The sequence below is a fragment of the Aeromonas sp. 62-46 genome, from assembly GCF_001898585.1.
GTDB classification, from domain to species: domain Bacteria; phylum Pseudomonadota; class Gammaproteobacteria; order Enterobacterales; family Aeromonadaceae; genus Aeromonas; species Aeromonas caviae.
In genome coordinates this window covers 131213-147377 of the sequence record NZ_MKUI01000006.1, presented here as the reverse complement: position 1 = coordinate 147377, position 16165 = coordinate 131213, and the positions used below count along the sequence as shown (strand labels likewise).

Annotated in this window: 13 protein-coding genes; 9 read left to right on the top strand and 4 right to left on the bottom strand. The window is 63.4% G+C overall.

Annotation, left to right across the window (positions count from 1 at the left end; translation table 11 throughout):
- Positions 1–9 precede the first annotated feature (9 nt).
- A complete protein-coding gene (locus BGO64_RS03340) occupies positions 10–768 on the top strand; it encodes an SDR family NAD(P)-dependent oxidoreductase (RefSeq protein ID WP_261999972.1) in 759 nt (252 codons plus the stop codon).
- Positions 769–863: 95 nt separating this feature from the next.
- Here BGO64_RS03340 and BGO64_RS03335 read toward each other — a convergent pair whose 3' ends face one another.
- A complete protein-coding gene (locus BGO64_RS03335) occupies positions 864–2297 on the bottom strand; it encodes a glycoside hydrolase family 1 protein (RefSeq protein ID WP_041215229.1) in 1434 nt (477 codons plus the stop codon).
- A gap of 163 nt (positions 2298–2460) precedes the next feature.
- On the opposite strand from BGO64_RS03335, the gene BGO64_RS03330 reads away from it, so the two are divergent.
- On the top strand, positions 2461–3378 hold the full coding sequence (locus BGO64_RS03330) for a LysR family transcriptional regulator (RefSeq protein WP_128297473.1): 918 nt from the start codon (positions 2461–2463) through the stop codon (positions 3376–3378).
- A gap of 101 nt (positions 3379–3479) precedes the next feature.
- Entirely contained in the window at positions 3480–5054 is a 1575-nt protein-coding gene (locus BGO64_RS03325; protein WP_045524796.1) for a sensor domain-containing diguanylate cyclase, read from the top strand.
- An 83-nt stretch (positions 5055–5137) separates the two neighbouring features.
- Here BGO64_RS03325 and BGO64_RS03320 read toward each other — a convergent pair whose 3' ends face one another.
- Both BGO64_RS03320 and fdhD read right to left on the bottom strand, forming a co-directional pair.
- Complete coding sequence (locus BGO64_RS03320; protein ID WP_286700159.1) at positions 5138–7435, bottom strand: FdhF/YdeP family oxidoreductase; 2298 nt, start codon at positions 7433–7435, stop codon at positions 5138–5140.
- The gene (fdhD, locus tag BGO64_RS03315) at positions 7419–8204 is read right to left on the bottom strand and encodes a formate dehydrogenase accessory sulfurtransferase FdhD (RefSeq protein WP_286700158.1); all 786 of its coding nucleotides are present in this window, start codon (positions 8202–8204) and stop codon (positions 7419–7421) included. Before fdhD ends, BGO64_RS03320 begins: the two co-directional genes overlap by 17 nt.
- Before the next feature lie 161 nt (positions 8205–8365).
- Between fdhD and BGO64_RS03310 the strand changes: the two genes are divergently transcribed.
- Positions 8366–9244: a LysR family transcriptional regulator gene (locus tag BGO64_RS03310; protein WP_069651446.1), complete on the top strand. Its 879-nt coding sequence runs from the start codon at positions 8366–8368 to the stop codon at positions 9242–9244.
- Between the two features lie 62 nt (positions 9245–9306).
- Here BGO64_RS03310 and BGO64_RS03305 read toward each other — a convergent pair whose 3' ends face one another.
- The gene (locus BGO64_RS03305; RefSeq protein ID WP_286700157.1) at positions 9307–10158 is read right to left on the bottom strand and encodes a type 1 glutamine amidotransferase domain-containing protein; all 852 of its coding nucleotides are present in this window, start codon (positions 10156–10158) and stop codon (positions 9307–9309) included.
- A gap of 117 nt (positions 10159–10275) precedes the next feature.
- Here BGO64_RS03305 and BGO64_RS03300 point away from each other — a divergent pair, with 117 nt between their 5' ends.
- From BGO64_RS03300 to yjfF, 5 genes are all read left to right on the top strand, one after another.
- Positions 10276–11241, top strand: coding sequence for a LysR family transcriptional regulator (locus tag BGO64_RS03300; RefSeq protein WP_286700156.1), 966 nt, complete (start codon positions 10276–10278; stop codon positions 11239–11241).
- 283 nt (positions 11242–11524) lie between these two features.
- Entirely contained in the window at positions 11525–12484 is a 960-nt protein-coding gene (gene ytfQ, locus BGO64_RS03295; protein WP_010674607.1) for a galactofuranose ABC transporter, galactofuranose-binding protein YtfQ, read from the top strand.
- Between the two features lie 85 nt (positions 12485–12569).
- Positions 12570–14078, top strand: a complete 1509-nt coding sequence (gene ytfR / locus BGO64_RS03290; RefSeq protein WP_279982989.1) for a galactofuranose ABC transporter, ATP-binding protein YtfR — start codon at positions 12570–12572, stop codon at positions 14076–14078.
- Position 14079: 1 nt separating this feature from the next.
- On the top strand, positions 14080–15099 hold the full coding sequence (gene ytfT, locus BGO64_RS03285) for a galactofuranose ABC transporter, ATP-binding protein YtfT (RefSeq protein WP_045524792.1): 1020 nt from the start codon (positions 14080–14082) through the stop codon (positions 15097–15099).
- On the top strand, positions 15092–16099 hold the full coding sequence (yjfF, locus tag BGO64_RS03280) for a galactofuranose ABC transporter, permease protein YjfF (protein ID WP_010674604.1): 1008 nt from the start codon (positions 15092–15094) through the stop codon (positions 16097–16099). The genes ytfT and yjfF overlap by 8 nt, the downstream gene beginning before the upstream one ends.
- The last annotated feature ends 66 nt before the right edge of the window (positions 16100–16165 follow it).

Genomic DNA, 16165 nt, shown 5'->3' with positions numbered 1-16165 from the left:
AGTCATACCATGACCAGACCCATCGCCCTCATCACCGGGGCCAGCCGCGGCCTTGGCAAGCACGGGGCCCTGGCCCTCGCCGCCAAAGGCGTCGACCTTATCATCACCTATCGCAGCCAGGCCGCAGAGGCGGAGGCTGTAGTGACCCAGGCCCGCGCCCTCGGCGTTCGGGCCCATGCCCTGGCTCTGGACGTGGGCGAGAGCGCCACCTTCGCGGCCTTTGCAGAGGAGGTGACGCAACTGCTCGCCCGGGAGTGGCAGCACACCCATTTCAACTTCCTGGTCAACAACGCCGGGATCGGCATTCATGCCAGCTTCGAGCAGACCACGGAGCAGCAGTTCGACACCCTGCTCAACATCCACCTCAAGGGGACCTTCTTCCTGACCCAGGCGCTCCTGCCCCTCCTGGCAGACGGCGGTCGCATCCTCAACCTCTCCACCGGCCTCACCCGCTTCGCCATGCCGGGTTATGCCGCTTACGCCGCCATGAAGGGGGGCGTCGAGGTACTCACCCAGTATCTGGCCAAGGAGCTGGGCCCCAGGGGCATCGCGGTCAACGTGCTGGCCCCCGGCGCCATCGAGACCGATTTTGGCGGCGGCGTGGTGCGCGACAACAAGGGGGTCAACGACTTTCTCGCGAGCCAGACCGCCCTTGGCCGGGTGGGTCAGCCCGACGACATCGGTGGCGCCATCGCCGCCCTGCTCTCCGATGACTGCCGCTGGATCACCGCCCAGCGCATCGAAGCCTCGGGCGGCATGTTTATCTAGGCGGTCATGATTGCCTGCTGCACAAACAAGGAAGGCCCCCTCCGACGAGGGGGCCTTCCGGCATTGGGCAAACGAGGGGCGGCGCACCGGGCCCGTTACAGGGTCTTGCCACCGCTTGCAATGACCTGGCTGTACCAGTGGAAGCTCTCTTTCTTGATGCGACGAAGAGACCCTCCCTGCTCGTCTCTGTCCACGTAGACAAAGCCGTAGCGCTTCTGGTAGCCGTTGAGCCAGCTCAGGATGTCGGTGAAGGACCAGGCGCAATATCCAATCAGCTCGACCCCGTCCTGCATCGCCTCCTGGCACGCCTTGAGGTGGCTGTGCAGATAGGCGATACGGTAGTCGTCGTTCACCTTGTCCCCGGCTTCCAGCTTGTCGAACTCCCCCAGGCCGTTCTCGGTGATCATCAGCGGCAGGGCGTAGCGGGAGGAGAGCCGGCGCAGGGCGATGCGCATCCCGGTGGGATCGATGGCCCAGTCCCAGTTGCTGGTCTCAAGGTGCGGATTGGGGGCCGTCTTGTAGAGGCCGGGAATGCCGCTGGAGGGCGTAGTGCCCTTCTTGCCCGTGGTGTTGATGCGCTGCATCGTCTGGCCGCCGAGGGGGTTGTCGGTGAAGGTCAGGGTGTAGTAGTAGTTGACCCCGATGTAGTCGGGGGTGCCTTCGCGCAAGAGCTCGAGATCGCCCGGCAGGATCTCCGGCGCCTCGCCGGTCTCCCGCAGATAGGCGAGCGCCGCCTGGGGGTAACGGCCGAAGCAGTAGGCATCCAGCCACCAGAGGTTGGTGAACTCCTCGGCATTCTCGAACGCCAGCATGTCGCTCGGGGCGCAGGAGGCCGGATAGGCGGGGGAGTACGCAAAGCTCGGTCCGATCAGGCCGTTTGGCACGTGCTGGCGAAACGCCTTGATGACCCGGGCATTGGCGAGAAACGCGATGTGGTTGGCGGCGAAGAAACGCTTCCTGTCCTGCACCGCGGGAGGATGGGTGCCAAGCTGATAGGCGTTGGTCAGGTTGTAGTTCTGCTCGTTGAGCGACACCCAGTACTTCACCTTGCCGGCGAAGCGCTGATAGAGGGTCACGCAATAGCGCTCGAAGTCGTCGATGATGCGCCTGTCTTCCCAGCCGCCGTACTCATCCTGCAGGGCCTGGGGGAGATCCCAGTGATAGAGGGTCAGCACCGGCTCGATGCCGTGGGCCAGCAGGGCGTCGATGAGCCTGTCGTAGAAGGCGAGCCCCGCCTCGTTCACCTCGCCACGCCCCGTCGGGTAGATGCGCGGCCAGCTCACCGAGAAGCGATAGGCCTTGAGCCCCATCTCGGCCATCAGCGCCACGTCCTCTTCCACCCTGTGGTAGTGATCCACCGCCACGTCTCCGTTGCTCCCTTCAAAGGTCTTGCCCGGCAGCTTGGTGAAGCTGTCCCATACCGAGGGGCCCTTGCCCTCCTCGTTCCAGGCCCCTTCAACCTGATAGGCGGCGGAGGCGGCGCCCCAGAGGAAACCGTTCGGGAAGTCGTTGAACTTGTGATGATGCATCTGGTGTTGCTCCTTCTGCGCGGATGGCGGGGGCCATCCCGTGATACGTCGGCACCGTACAGGGGCCCGAAATGAGTTGGCACCAGCATCCAACACTTCTAGAATTCCGTCCAATGACAATTATGGCCACCTATCATTCCTATCTGGAATAAAGCGAGGCACCATGGAGTTGAGAGACCTGAAAGCCTTCGTCACCCTGGGGGAGGTATTGCACTTTGGTCAGGCGGCGGCGCGCCAGCACGTCACCCAGTCGGCCCTGAGCAAGCAGATCCGCCGGCTGGAGGCGGACCTTGGCGGCGAGCTGTTCGAGCGCAACGCCGGCAGCACCCGGCTGACGGTGCTCGGGCGCGCCCTCTACGCCGACGCCTGCACCCTGGTGGCCCAGAGCGAGCAGCTCGCCCGCAGCGCCCGCGACGTGCTGGCGGGCCACGCGGGTACCCTGCGCATCGGCTTCGGGGTCGCCACCAAGCTGCTGGTGCCCGCCGCCATCGCCCGCTTTCGGGCCAGCCGCCCCGGGGTCGCCATCGAGCTCAACGATCTCTCCACCCATCACCAGTTGCTGGCACTGGCGGAGGGTCGCCTGGATCTTGGCTTCTGCCGCCTGCCCGCCCCCAAGGGCTGGCCGGTGTTGCCCGTGGTGCGCGCCCATTTCGTCGCCGTGCTGCCCGCAGGCTATCAGGGGGTGGCAGGGCTCGCCGATCTGCAGGAGAAGCCGCTCGCCATCCTGCGCCGGGACAAGGCCCCCTCTTTTTACGATCAGTTCATCCATTACCTCGCCCAGAGCGGCCTGCGCTTTCAGGACATCCAGTACGTGAACGACTTCGCCGCCGGCATCGCCACCGCGGCGGCCGGCATCGCCTGGACCCTGGTCCCCTCCTCCACCACCATTGAGCATCCCGATGTGCTGACCCTGCCCCTCGGGGAGGCCGACGCGAGCTGGATCATCGGGCTCATTCGCCCGCCGGGCAACGACAATCCCCTCGTCGCCCCCTTTTGGCAGACGGTGGCAGAGCTGGCGGATCCCGCCCTCACCGGCCTCATGACGACAGGGGACGGGGCTGCCGCCCGGGACACCCCATGAAAGGGAACCATTCGAGAATCATATTAACGATGGCATTGGGCGGTCACCCCCCTTAAAATTGCCGCACTGCCCCGACGCCACGACAAGGATCCGTTTCGTTCATGCACTCTCACTGGCTGCTGAGGTTTGATCTGCATCGCCTCATCCTTGCGCTGGCCGTCATCGGCGTGCTGGCTACCTTTGGCAACAGCTTTTACGCCATCTATCAGGCACAAAGACAACTGCTCATCGACAGCACCCTGGAGGCAAACCGGGTCTATGCCACCAAGCTCGCCGCCTCCACCGAGACCATGCTGCGCTCGGCCCAGGGACAGCTGGCCTATGGCGCGGCCCGGCTCGCCCCCTTGCTGCAGGGCAACGACCTCCATGGACTCGAGGAGGTGGCAGGCCAGTTGCGCCAGCAGACCAACACCTTCAACTCGGTGGCCATCGTGAACACCGACTCCGTCATCGTCGCCGTCTCTCCCGAGGCATTGCATGTGAAAGGGGTCAAGCTCACCTCGGCCAATGCGAGCCGGACCCTGGCAAGCCAGCAGCCCCTCATCGCGGATCCTCTGGTCTCCCTCACTGGCAACTACCTCATCAGCCTCTCCCACCCCATCTTCTCGGCAGACAAGCGCTACCTCGGCTATGTTGCCGGCACCATCTATCTGGAGTCCGCCAGCGTGCTCTCCAGCCTGCTGGGGCAGCACTACTACCAGGATGGTTCTTATCTTTATGTGGTGGACCGCCAGCGCACCCTCATCTATCACCCGAACCCGGAGCGCATCGGCCAGAGGATTGGCAAGAACCGGGTGGTGGATGCGGTGCTCAAGGGGCAGGATGGCGCGCAAAGCGTACTCAACTCCCGGGGCAGCGAGATGCTGGCAGGCTTTGCCCCGGTGGCGGACGCAGGCTGGGGGGTGGTGGCCCAGCGCCCCCGCAGCGCCACCCTGGCCGGTCTGGATGAACAGATGCTGGAGATCCTCAAGGGGATGATCCCGGTCACCCTCTTCATTCTCTTCGTCATCTGGCTCTCGGCCACCATCATCGCCAGGCCCTTGCGGCAACTGGCCAACCGGGCCGGACTCATGGATCAGCAGGGGGCCGCCACCAGCATCTCGGGGATCCGCGCCTGGTATTTCGAAGCAGCCCAGTTGAAGCAGGCCATCCTCAAGGGGCTGGGGCTGCTCAACACCAAGATCGACAAACTGCACACCGACAGCCACACCGACCCCATGACGGGCCTGTTCAACCGCCGGGCCATGCAGCAGATGCTGGACGAGTACGAGGTCGAGCGTCAGCCCCTGACGGTGATTGCCCTGGACATCGATCACTTCAAGGCCATCAACGACCGCTTCGGTCACGACGTGGGGGATGCAGTCATCGTCTCCCTCGCCACCCTGATGCAACAGGATCTGCGTTCCGATGCCGCCTTGTGTCGAAGCGGCGGCGAAGAGTTCCTGCTGCTGCTGCCCGGGGTCTCCCTTGCACAGGCGCAGAAGATCGCCGAGCGCCTGCGTACCCGGGTGGCGAGCCACGACATGGAGGTAGCTGGCCACATCACCATCTCCCTCGGCGTCGCCCACTGGGGAGCGGATGCCACCAGCATCGCCGCCGTGCTCAAGGAGGCGGACAAGGCGCTCTATGATGCCAAGAGCCAGGGCCGAAACTGCGTGGTGGTGGCCCTGGGCTGATCGGCCCAGGCTTTGCCGGACACCGTTCGGCCATAAAAAAACCCCTGCCATGGCAGGGGTCGGACGGTATCCATGTCAGGAGATCAGAGCGTGACAGCCAGGCTCTCGACCGAGGCGGCGCTCGGGGTCACCAGTACGGGCACCGATTTGGAGGTGGGGGTGAAAGAGCCCTCCCCTATGCTCTCGATGGCCACCAGAGGGTTGGTCTCCGGGTAGTAGGCGGCGATGTTGCCTTTCGGGATCTCGTAGAAGATGACGCTAAAGCCCCGCACCACCCGCTCGCGCCCGTCGTTGCACACCGCACTCATGTCCACCCGCTGCTCCTCGGCGAGCCCCAGCCTCCTGGCATCCTCCTCGTTCATGAAGACCACGTTGCGTCGCCCCTTGATGCCGCGATAGCGGTCATCCATGCCATAGATGGTGGTGTTGTACTGATCGTGGGAGCGCAGGCTCTGAAGCAGCAGCACGGGCTGGTCCACCATCTGCTCTGCGTGGCTGGTGCACTCGGGCAGGATGGAGTCCGGCAAACGGCTCGCCCTGAATTCGGCGCGCCCGCTCGCGGTGTTCCAGCGCAGCAGGGCGGCGCTGTTCTCCAGATGGAAGCCGCAGGGCTCCTCGATGCGGCGGTTGAAGTCGCCAAAGCCCGCGATGGTCTCCTCGATGAGATCCCGCAGCCGCCCGTAGTCATCCCGCAGCGCCAGCCAGTCCACCCGATCACTGCCAAGCGTTGCCTCGGCCATGCGGGCCACGATGTCTATCTCGGAGAGACAGAGCGGCGAGACCGGCTCGTTCATCCCGGTGGAGGCGTGCACCATGCTGAAGGTGTCCTCCACGGTGATCTTCTGCACCCCGGTGCGCTGCTGATCGAGCTCGGTACGGCCCAGGCAGGGCAGGATCAGGGCATCTTTTGACACCATGAGGTGGCTGCGGTTGAGCTTGGTGCTGATCTGCACGTTGAGCTCGCTCCTTCGCATCGCTTCATAGGTGAACTCGGTATCCGGCGCGGCGGCTGCCAGGTTGCCCCCAAGGCAGATGAGCACCTTGCTCTTGCCGCCATGAAGGGCTTTGAGGGCCTCGTAGACGTTGTGCCCCGGCGTGCGCTTGAAGCCCACCGGGAAGCGGCGCTCCAGGCGATCGAGGAAGGCGGCATTGGGTTTCTCGTTGATCCCCATGGTGCGGTTGCCCTGCACGTTGCTGTGACCGCGCACCGGACAGAGTCCGGCCCCCGGCTTGCCAATCTGGCCGCACATCAGGTGCAGGTTGACGATTTCGCGAATGGTGTCGACCGAATGCTTGTGCTGGGTGATCCCCATGGCCCAGCAGCTGATCACGCTCTCGCGGCTTGCGAAGATCTGCGCCGCCCGGGTGATCGCCTCCCGACCGAGGCCGGATTGCGCCTCGATCTGCGTCCACTCCGTGGCCTTCACCTGGGCCACATACTGATCAAACTGCGTCGTATGCTGCTCGATAAAGGCGAGATCGATACGCCCACCCTCCTCTTCCAGGATGTATTTCGCCATGCCGCGAATGGCCGCCATGTCACCGCCCAGCTTTGGCGTGAGGTACTGGTGGCTGATGGTGGTGGCCGCCGGGGTCAGTAGCTCCGCCGGGCTCTGGGGGCTCGCGAAGCGCTCGAGGGCCACCTCTTTGAGGTTGTTGAAGGTGACGATCTGGCACCCCTGGCGCGCCGCCTTGCGCAGGGCGTTCATCATGCGCGGGTGGTTGGTGCCCGGGTTCTGGCCAAAGACGAAGATGGCTTTGGCGGCGTCGAAATCATCGAGCACCACGGTGCCCTTGCCCACCCCGACGGACTGGATGAGCCCCACCCCGCTCGCCTCGTGGCACATGTTGGAGCAGTCGGGGAAGTTGTTGGTGCCATAGAGGCGGCCAAACAGCTGATAGAGGTAGGAGGCTTCGTTGCTGGCGCGTCCCGAGGTGTAGAACTCCACCTCGTCGGGGCTGGCCAGACTCTTGAGTTTGTCGGCGATGAGGGCAAACGCCTGATCCCAGCTCACCGGCTCGTAGTGATCGGTGGCCGGGTTGTAGCGCAAGGGCTCGGTCAGTCGCCCCTGGTATTCGAGCCAGTAGTCGCTCTGGGTGGCGAGACGGCGCACCGAATGCTCGGCGAAGAAATCGGCCCCCACCGTCTTGCCGGTGGATTCCCAGGCCACCGCCTTGGCGCCGTTCTCGCAAAACTGGAAGGCCCCCTGCTTGTTGTCACCCCAGGCGCAGCCGGGACAGTCAAAGCCGTCGGTCTGGTTGACCCGCAGCAGGTTCTTGATGTTCTGGCGGGTCTTCTGGCTGCGCAGCACCTGCTTGAAGGTGGACTGCAAGGAGGAAAAGCCGCCGGCCTTGGCCGGTTTTTCAATATGACTGGACATGGGAGTCTCCAACGTGATCCAGGGCGCGGGGGCTGGCATAGCAGACCGGGGCATCGGATCGGGGCACATGGATCAGGGTCAGGTTGTACTTCAGGGCCAGTCGCACCGCGAGCTGACTGGGGGAAGCAAGGCTGATGAGGTGAGCGGCGCCAAATTGCACCGCCTTGTGAATGAGTTCGCTGCCGCAGCGACTGGTGATGACCAGGGTGGCAGCCTGCACCGGCTGGCGCAGCTGCATGCCGATGAGCTTGTCCAGGGCGTTGTGCCGCCCTATGTCCTCCCGGCAGGCCAGGATCTCGCCGCGATCATCCAGCGCCAGGGCGGCATGAAGGGCGCCGCTCTGGCGGGCCTTGCTCTGCCAGGGGACGATGCGCTCCCGCAGATCCTGCAAAGAGGCGGCGTCGAAGGGGGCGCCCGGGGTCAGCGGGGTGAGCACGGGCAACGCATGTTCGATGGCCTCCACCCCGCAGATGCCACAGCCGCTGGCTCCGGCCAGGCGGCGCTTGCGCTGGCCAAGCATTGCCAGACAGCGGTTGGCGATGGTGACATCGAGCACGATGCCGTGCTCGGACGGGGTGCTCTGGATATCGTGTACATCGTGGTTGCCCCCGATGATCCCCTCGCCAAACAGAAAACCGATGGCGAAATCGTCGAGATCGTCCGGGGTGGCCATCATGACGGCATGGTTGATGCCGTTGATGTTGACTGACACGGCCACCTCTTCCACCAGCTCATCCAGCCTGGGCAACCGTGAATTGAAAGGGATCATGCGAGACGCTTATAAGCTGTATTCGGGCCTCAAGTTTAGATAAGCCGCCGCGCCAAAACCAATGAAACAAATCTATTCACCAATAGATAACTTCTATTGCCATCGGGATGTCGATTGATTAAATTTGTCGCTCATTGCCTTTGCCTGCTGCCATTACCACGATGAATATCAAGCAGTTGCACTATTTCTACGAGCTGGCCCAGCACCGTCACTTCGCCAAGGCGGCCAAGGCTTGCTTCATCACCCAGCCGACCCTGTCAGCCAGCATCACCGCTCTGGAGAAGTCACTTGGCACCGAACTGGTGGTGCGCAACAGCCAGTTCGTAGCCCTGACCCAGGCGGGGGAAGTGGTGCTGCACCACGCCGAGCGGATGCTTCAGGAGCAGGATGCCATGCGCCAGGAGCTCAGCCTCTTTCGGGGCGGGCTGTCGGGTGCGCTGCGCATCGGCGTCGTGCCCCAGTCGAGCATCGACATCATGCCGCTGCTCAAGGGGTTCAATGACGCCTACCCCAAGGTGGGCCTGCACCTCTGCGTGATGACCCATGCCACCCTGATGGAGCAGCTGGATCTGCATCGCATCGACATCGGGCTCGGCTTTGACGAGTTGCTCACCGAGCATCAACGCAGGGCCCTCGACGTCCAGCTTCGCCACCCCAACCCCATGGCCCTGCTGGGCCCCCTGCCTGCCCACTGCGCCCCGACCGGGCCGCTGACCCTGGCGGACCTGCAAGATCTCCCCCTGATCCTGCCAAGCACCACCATGCAGTTTCGCCGCTACCTGGACGAGGCCGCCGCCCGCCAGCAGATCAGCCTGCGGGTGGTGCTGGAGACCGACTCCCTGTTCCACCTGGTCAACGGGGTGAGCCACGGCCTGGGCTGCGCCGTGGTCAGCGCCGGCATCGCCGCCACCGCCCAGCAGCTCTTCAAGCTGCCCTGCCACCCCTTGAGCGATGCGAGCGCAGGCACCATCGCCTTCATCACCCGAAAACACAGTATCACCCCCGCCATGAAGGCGTTTCTCGCCAAGGCTGGGGCATGAAAAAGGCAGCCCATTGGGGCTGCCTGCACTGATCAAGGGGGGAACTTGCGCTTCTCCTGGCGTCAGCCTGCCCCTTGCTGTTTGTCCAGCGCCGCGATGAAGGCGCTCGCCAGGGCGTGGTCGGAGAAGGGATTCTGGCCTGTGATGAGTTCGCGATCGATCACAACGCCAGGCTGCCAGGGTGCCACGAACTGCATGCTGCCACCGGCCTGGGCCATGGCCTTCGCCGGGTAGTAGCGCAGCTTGTCACCCCCAAGGGAGCCTTCAAACACCGCCTCTTCCTTGTCGGAGAAGATGGTCATCCTGTAACCGTCGTAGATCCACTCTCTGGCGCCGTCTGCCTTGCCTGCAATGACCGACTGCTCGAACCCGGCCGGATCCGCCTGCGCCGCCAGCAGCGCGATGGGGCCGTGGCAGATGGCGGCCGTGGGTTTGTGGTTGTCATGGAAGTGGCGAAGCAGGGTCCCCACCTCGGGATCCTTGGCAAGATCGATGAGGGGCGCATGGCCACCGGGAATGAAGAGGCCGGCATAGCGCTCGGGACCGGATGCCAGCACCTCCCTCAGGGAGAGCACCTTGCCGGCGCCAAGCAGCCCCTCCACGACGGCGCCGATGCGCACCATCTCCTGCGGGTTGCCACCAAAGTACTGGGGATCGACGGAGTGTTTGTCGACAACGGGCCGGTTCCCTCTCGGGGTCACCGGGGTCAGGGTATAATCGGCCTCCAGCAGGGCGGCGGCAGGCACCCCCAGTTCATTTTGGTAGAAGCCGGTGGTCAGGCTCTTGCCCCCTTGCAGCGGCAGTTCGGTCTCGCTCGAGAGCAGCACCAGGATCTCGCCTTTCGGGGCGGCGCTGGCCGCAGCAGAGGTCGCCAGCAGCAGTGAGGCCAACACGGCCTTGAGGGTGTTCTTCATCGTGATCTTCCTTTTGATGGCAGTGATCGATCGGGCGGCCACCGGGCCGCCCGCGATGAGCAATTTACTGATTACCCACGGACGAATAAACTCACATCATTGAACTTGATTATTTACATGGATGAACATATGTCCCGTGCCTTCGACCCCGTCCAGCTCGGCACCATAGAGCTCTTTTGCAAGGCAGCCGAACTTGGCAGCTTTACCGCCACGGCTCAGGTACTGGGGGTAACGCCCGCCTCGGTGAGCCGCTCCATCCAGCGTCTCGAGGCCAGGCTCGGCGTCAAACTCTTCCATCGCACCACCCGCAGCGTGCGCCTCACCCATGACGGGGAGCTCTATCGGGAACAGTGCCAGCAAGCGCTCGAGCAGATCGCTGAGGCCGAGCGGGCCATCACCGGTCGCCAGCGCCACCCCAGAGGAGTGCTGCGCATCAGCGTGGGCACCGTCTATGCCCACCACCGTCTGGTGCCCCTGCTGCCGGGCTTCATGGCGGCCTATCCCGAGGTCGAACTGGAGCTCAATGTCTCCAACAGGAACATCGACTTCGTGGAGGATGGTTACGATCTGGCCATCCGGCTGGGAGAGCCGCGCGATGGGCGGATCATCGCCCGCAAGCTGGAGGATGCCAGCCTCGGGGTCTTCTGCGCCCCCGATTATGCCGCCCGCCGCCCCGCGCCAATCTCCCTGGAGATGCTGTCGCAACATGATCTGATCCAGTTCATCACCCCGAGCACGGGTCGCCCCTTCCCCTGGCAGTTCGTGAACGAGCAGGGGGACCCTGTCGACCTTCATGTTCAGAGCAGACAGCGGGTGCTTGACGATGTGCTGGCGGGCCTGGGCTGGGCGGTGGCTGGGGGCGGTCTGTTCCAGATCTACCATTTCGTGGCGGCCGAGGCGCTGTTGCAAGGCAAGCTGATCGAGGTGATGACCCCCTTTGCGGGGCGATCCCGCCCCTTCTACGCCCTCTATCCACAGCACCGTCACCTCTCGGCCCGGGTCCGGGCCTTCGTGGATTATCTGCTGGCAGCGGTGCACCCCGAAGGGTCGCCTGTGCCAGGGGAATATCCCCCTCTTCGTTGACGAGGGCCCCTCATCTGCGTGCCTGCGCCCCCGATACCGGGGGCAAAAAGCAGGTGGCACTCTGGACACAATGGTTGCCTAATTAAATAAATATGCATAAAAATCAATACAGGCAGGGCTCGATATATGAACTCTTCTGCTGTTTGTATGAAGCATCGTGCTGCTGAAAATTTTCTGTGAGCCACCTCCCGCCGTTTAATTCAAGAGCCTATAACCTTGACCCGTACAATAAAAACCTGACGTGTTCCGGTTTATTTCACCATGCATCACAAAGGAGTGTCATATGTATAAAAAAGTGAAACTGGCGAGCATTATCAGCACCCTTATTCTCTCGGCCACTGCATATTCTGCAGAGATGACCGTGGGCTTCTCGCAAATTGGTTCTGAATCCGGGTGGCGAGCTGCAGAAACATCGGTCGCCAAGAGCGAAGCCCAAAAACGCGGCATCATCCTGAAAATTGCCGATGCCCAGCAGAAACAGGAGAACCAGATCAAGGCCATTCGCTCCTTTATTGCCCAGGGGGTGGATGCCATCTTTATTGCCCCCGTGGTACAGACTGGCTGGGAGCCGGTATTGCAGGAGGCGAAAGAGGCCGAGATCCCGGTCTTCCTGCTGGATCGCAATATCACGGTAAAAGATGACGGTCTCTTCATGACCGGGGTCGCCGCCGACAGCGTCCACGAAGGGGAAGTGGCAGCCCAGTGGCTCATCAAGCAGCAGGATGGCAAACCGTGCAACGTGGTGGAATTGCAGGGCACGGTGGGTGCCAGCGTGGCGCTGGATCGCAAGAAGGGCTTCCTCGACACCGTCTCGGCCGTGCCCACCATCAAGATCATCCGCACCCAGTCCGGCGACTTCACCCGCAGCAAAGGCAAGGAGGTGATGGAGAGCTTCATCAAGGCGGAAAATAGCGGCAAGAATATTTGCGCCGTCTACGCCCATAACGATGACATGGCCATCGGCGCCATCCAGGCCATTAAAGAGGCCGGGCTGAAACCGGGCAAGGATATCAAGATCATCTCCATCGATGGCGTGCCGGATATTTTCAAGGCGATGATCGCAGGCGAAGCCAATGCCTCGGTGGAGCTCACGCCGAATATGGCGGGACCGGCCTTCGATGCCCTGCTGGCCTATAAGAAAGATGGCACCCTGCCCCCCAAACATATCAAGACGGAGTCCAAACTGTTTGAGCCCGGGAGTGCCGAGGCGCAGCTCGAGCTGAAAAAAGACATGGGTTATTAATCCCGCTCCCCTGCCAGACTGTCACATAGCGCGCCATATAAGTGATTGAACTTGTATGGCGCGCTATATCGGAGAGCCAATATTCATGTCAGAGAACACTCACGATGTCGTATTGAATGCCCGCGGAATATGCAAGGCGTTTCCCGGAGTACGGGCCCTGCATCAGGTGGACTTCTCCCTGCGCCGCGGAGAGATCATGGCGCTGCTCGGCGAGAACGGGGCCGGCAAGTCCACGTTGATCAAGACCCTCACCGGTGTCTATCAGCGAGACGCCGGCCGTATCGAACTCGATGGCGTCCCCATCTCCCCGACGGACACCGCCCATGCCCAGCGTCTGGGGATAGGCACCGTCTATCAGGAGGTCAACCTGCTGCCGAACATGTCGGTGGCGGACAACCTCTTCATCGGCCATGAGCCCCGCCGTTTCGGCTTCATCGACCGGGGCGCCATGATCCGGCAGGCCAGCGCCATCATGGCCAGCCACGGCTTCGAGATGGATGTCACCCTGCCCCTCGACCACTATTCGGTCGCCATGCAGCAGATCGTGGCCATCGCCCGGGCGGTGTCACTCTCCGCCAGGATCCTGATCCTGGACGAGCCCACCGCGAGCCTGGATGCCAGCGAAGTCCAGATGCTCTTCTCCCTCATGACGCGCCTGCGGGATCAGGGGGTGAGCCTCATCTTCATCACCCATTTTCTCGATCAGGTCTACGCCATCAGCGATCGCATCACAGTGCTGCGCAACGGCGAGCTGGTCGGCACCCGCGACACCCAGGCACTGCCACAACTGGAGCTGGTCAAGATGATGCTGGGACGCGAGCTGGACGACAATGCCCTCAAGCGGGCGGGCAAGACACTGCGCAGCAACCAGCCCATGGTGTCGTTCAGGGACTATGGCAAGCGGGGAGTCATCGCCCCCTTCAGTCTCGACGTCATGCCCGGGGAGATAGTGGGCCTTGCCGGCCTGCTCGGGTCCGGTCGTACCGAGACCGCCGAGCTGATGTTCGGCATAGTGCCGAGCGACAGCGGCGAGTGCCGGGTGCGGGACAAGCCGGTGACCATCCGCTCTGCACGCCAGGCGGCCGCCAACGGCTTTGGTTTCTGCCCGGAGGATCGCAAGAGCGCCGGCATCATCGCCTCGGCCTCGGTGCGGGAGAACATGGTGCTGGCCCTGCAAGCCCAGCGGGGCTGGTTGCATCCCCTGTCTCGCAAGGAACAGGACGAGATCACCGCCCGCCTCATCGAGCAGTTGGCCATCAAGACCCCGGGACCAGAGCAGCCCATCCAGTTTCTCTCCGGGGGCAACCAGCAAAAGGTGCTGCTCGCCCGCTGGCTGCTCACCAAACCCCAGTTCCTGATCCTGGACGAGCCCACCCGGGGCATCGACGTGGGGGCCCACGCCGAGATCATCCGCCTCATCGAATCCCTCTGCGCCAACGGGCTGGCCCTGCTGGTCATCTCCTCCGAGCTCGAGGAGCTGGTGGGCTATGCCGATCGGGTGATCGTCCTTCGTGACAGAAAACAGGTGGCAGAGCTTGCGACGGACGCCCTGAGCGTCCCTGCCATCATGAACGCCATTGCATGTGAGGCCTGATATGACGTCATCCATCCTCCCCCTCACCAAGGGGTCGCGCGCCCGCAGAGAGTGGCCCACGGGCTCGGCCCAGTGCGCCGCCCTGGTGTGCGTGCTGCTCATCAATGCCCTGGTCGCCGACAACTTCTTCGCCATCCACATCCAGGATGGGCGGCTGTTTGGCAGCCTCATCGACATCCTCAACCGCTGTGCCCCGGTGGCCCTGCTCTCCCTCGGCATGACGCTGGTGATCGCCACCGGCGGCATCGACCTGTCGGTGGGAGCCGTCATGGCCATCAGCGGGGCCACCATGGCCAGCCTGGCCACCGGCGGTCACAGCCTGCCGGTCATCTTCGCCGCCGTCATCGGGGTGGGCCTTCTGTGCGGCCTGTGGAACGGCCTGCTGGTGGCGGTGTTCAAGATCCAGCCCATCGTCGCCACCCTGATCCTCATGGTGGCGGGCCGGGGCATCGCCCAGCTCATCACCGAGGGGCAGATCATCACCTTCAACAACGACGCACTCGCCTGGATCGGCAGCGGCTCCCTCTTCTATCTGCCCACCCCGGTCATCATCACCCTGGGCATGGCGCTGCTGCTCTGGCTACTGACCAAGCGCACCGCCCTCGGCCTCTTCATCGAAGCGGTGGGGATCAACATCAAGGCCGCCAAGAACGCCGGGCTCAACACCCCCATGGTGGTGATCGCCACCTACCTGTTGAGCGGCATGATGGCCGCCGTCGCCGGCATGATAGTCGCCGCCGACATCCGGGGTGCCGATGCCAACAACGCCGGGCTCTGGCTCGAGATGGACGCCATTCTGGCGGTGGTGATAGGAGGCACCTCCCTGATGGGGGGGCGCTTCAACCTCGCCCTCTCCCTGATCGGCATACTGATCATCCAGGGGGTGAACACCGGGATCCTGCTCTCCGGCTACCAACCCCAGTGGAACCAGATCGTCAAGGCCCTGGTGGTGCTGGCGGTGCTGGTCATGCAGTCACCGGCCCTCAACCACCTCTTCCAGCGAGGGACTCGCCATGTTTAAACGCAACCTCCCCCTGATGGTGACCATCATGGTCTTCGTGCTGGGCTATCTGCTCTGCCTGGCCTCCTTCCCAGCCTTCATGTCCACCCGCATCATCTGCAACATACTGACGGACAACGCCTTTCTCGGCATAGTGGCGGTGGGCATGACCTTCGTCATCCTCTCGGGGGGCATCGATCTGTCGGTGGGGGCCGTCATCGCCTTCACCGGCGTGCTGCTGGCAACCCTCATCGGGAAGCTGGGCGTCAGCCCCGTGCTGGCCATCCCTCTGGTGCTGGTACTCGGAGCAGGCTTTGGCGCCCTCATGGGCTGGCTGATCGACACCCTGAAGATCCCCGCCTTCATCATCACCCTGGCGGGCATGTTCTTCCTGCGGGGGGCCAGTTTTCTCATCTCCGAGCAGTCCCTGCCCATCGATCACCCCACCTTCACCTACCTGTCGAGCCTGTCGTGGAAGATACCGGGGGGCGGTCGCCTGAGCCTGCTGGCCCTCATCATGCTGGCGGTGGTGGTCTTCGGCATCCTGCTCGCCAACCGCACCCGCTTTGGCAACAACGTCTACGCCATCGGCGGCAACGCCACCTCGGCAGCCCTGATGGGGATCTCGGTGCGCCACACCACCATTCGCATCTACCTGCTCTCCACCACCCTGGCGACCCTGGCAGGCATCGTGTTCGCGCTCTATACCTCGGCGGGCTATCCGCTCGCCGCCGTCGGGGTGGAGCTCGATGCCATCGCCGCCGTGGTCATCGGCGGCACTCTGCTGAGCGGCGGGGTGGGCACCGTCTTCGGCTCCCTGTTCGGGGTGCTGATCCAAGGGTTGATCCAGACCTACATCAACTTCGACGGCACCCTCAGCTCCTGGTGGACCAAGATCATCATCGGCCTGCTGCTGTTCAGCTTCATCGCCCTGCAGCGCCTGCTGATCCTGGTTTCGGAACACCGCAAGGCCAACAAGCCAGGTCCCTTCAAGCGCCAGGTTGCCGCCCAGCCCGAGTGAGGTATCAGCAAGACCTGGTGGCAGAAGATAACGCGGCAAGGCGCTCCCGTGCGCCCTCCCCGCCTG

Excerpts from the sequence above, each read along its gene's own strand:
- ytfR (WP_279982989.1), top strand. The coding sequence starts at position 12,570 with ATGTCAGAGAACACTCACGATGTCGTATTGAATGCCCGCGGAATATGC.
- BGO64_RS03305 (WP_286700157.1), bottom strand. The coding sequence starts at position 10,158 with ATGAAGAACACCCTCAAGGCCGTGTTGGCCTCACTGCTGCTGGCGACC.
- BGO64_RS03330 (WP_128297473.1), top strand. The coding sequence starts at position 2,461 with ATGGAGTTGAGAGACCTGAAAGCCTTCGTCACCCTGGGGGAGGTATTG.
- BGO64_RS03335 (WP_041215229.1), bottom strand. The coding sequence starts at position 2,297 with ATGCATCATCACAAGTTCAACGACTTCCCGAACGGTTTCCTCTGGGGC.
- BGO64_RS03325 (WP_045524796.1), top strand. The coding sequence starts at position 3,480 with ATGCACTCTCACTGGCTGCTGAGGTTTGATCTGCATCGCCTCATCCTT.
- yjfF (WP_010674604.1), top strand. The coding sequence starts at position 15,092 with ATGTTTAAACGCAACCTCCCCCTGATGGTGACCATCATGGTCTTCGTG.
- BGO64_RS03310 (WP_069651446.1), top strand. The coding sequence starts at position 8,366 with ATGAATATCAAGCAGTTGCACTATTTCTACGAGCTGGCCCAGCACCGT.
- BGO64_RS03340 (WP_261999972.1), top strand. The coding sequence starts at position 10 with ATGACCAGACCCATCGCCCTCATCACCGGGGCCAGCCGCGGCCTTGGC.
- BGO64_RS03320 (WP_286700159.1), bottom strand. The coding sequence starts at position 7,435 with ATGTCCAGTCATATTGAAAAACCGGCCAAGGCCGGCGGCTTTTCCTCC.
- BGO64_RS03300 (WP_286700156.1), top strand. The coding sequence starts at position 10,276 with ATGGATGAACATATGTCCCGTGCCTTCGACCCCGTCCAGCTCGGCACC.
- fdhD (WP_286700158.1), bottom strand. The coding sequence starts at position 8,204 with ATGATCCCTTTCAATTCACGGTTGCCCAGGCTGGATGAGCTGGTGGAA.
- ytfT (WP_045524792.1), top strand. The coding sequence starts at position 14,080 with ATGACGTCATCCATCCTCCCCCTCACCAAGGGGTCGCGCGCCCGCAGA.
- ytfQ (WP_010674607.1), top strand. The coding sequence starts at position 11,525 with ATGTATAAAAAAGTGAAACTGGCGAGCATTATCAGCACCCTTATTCTC.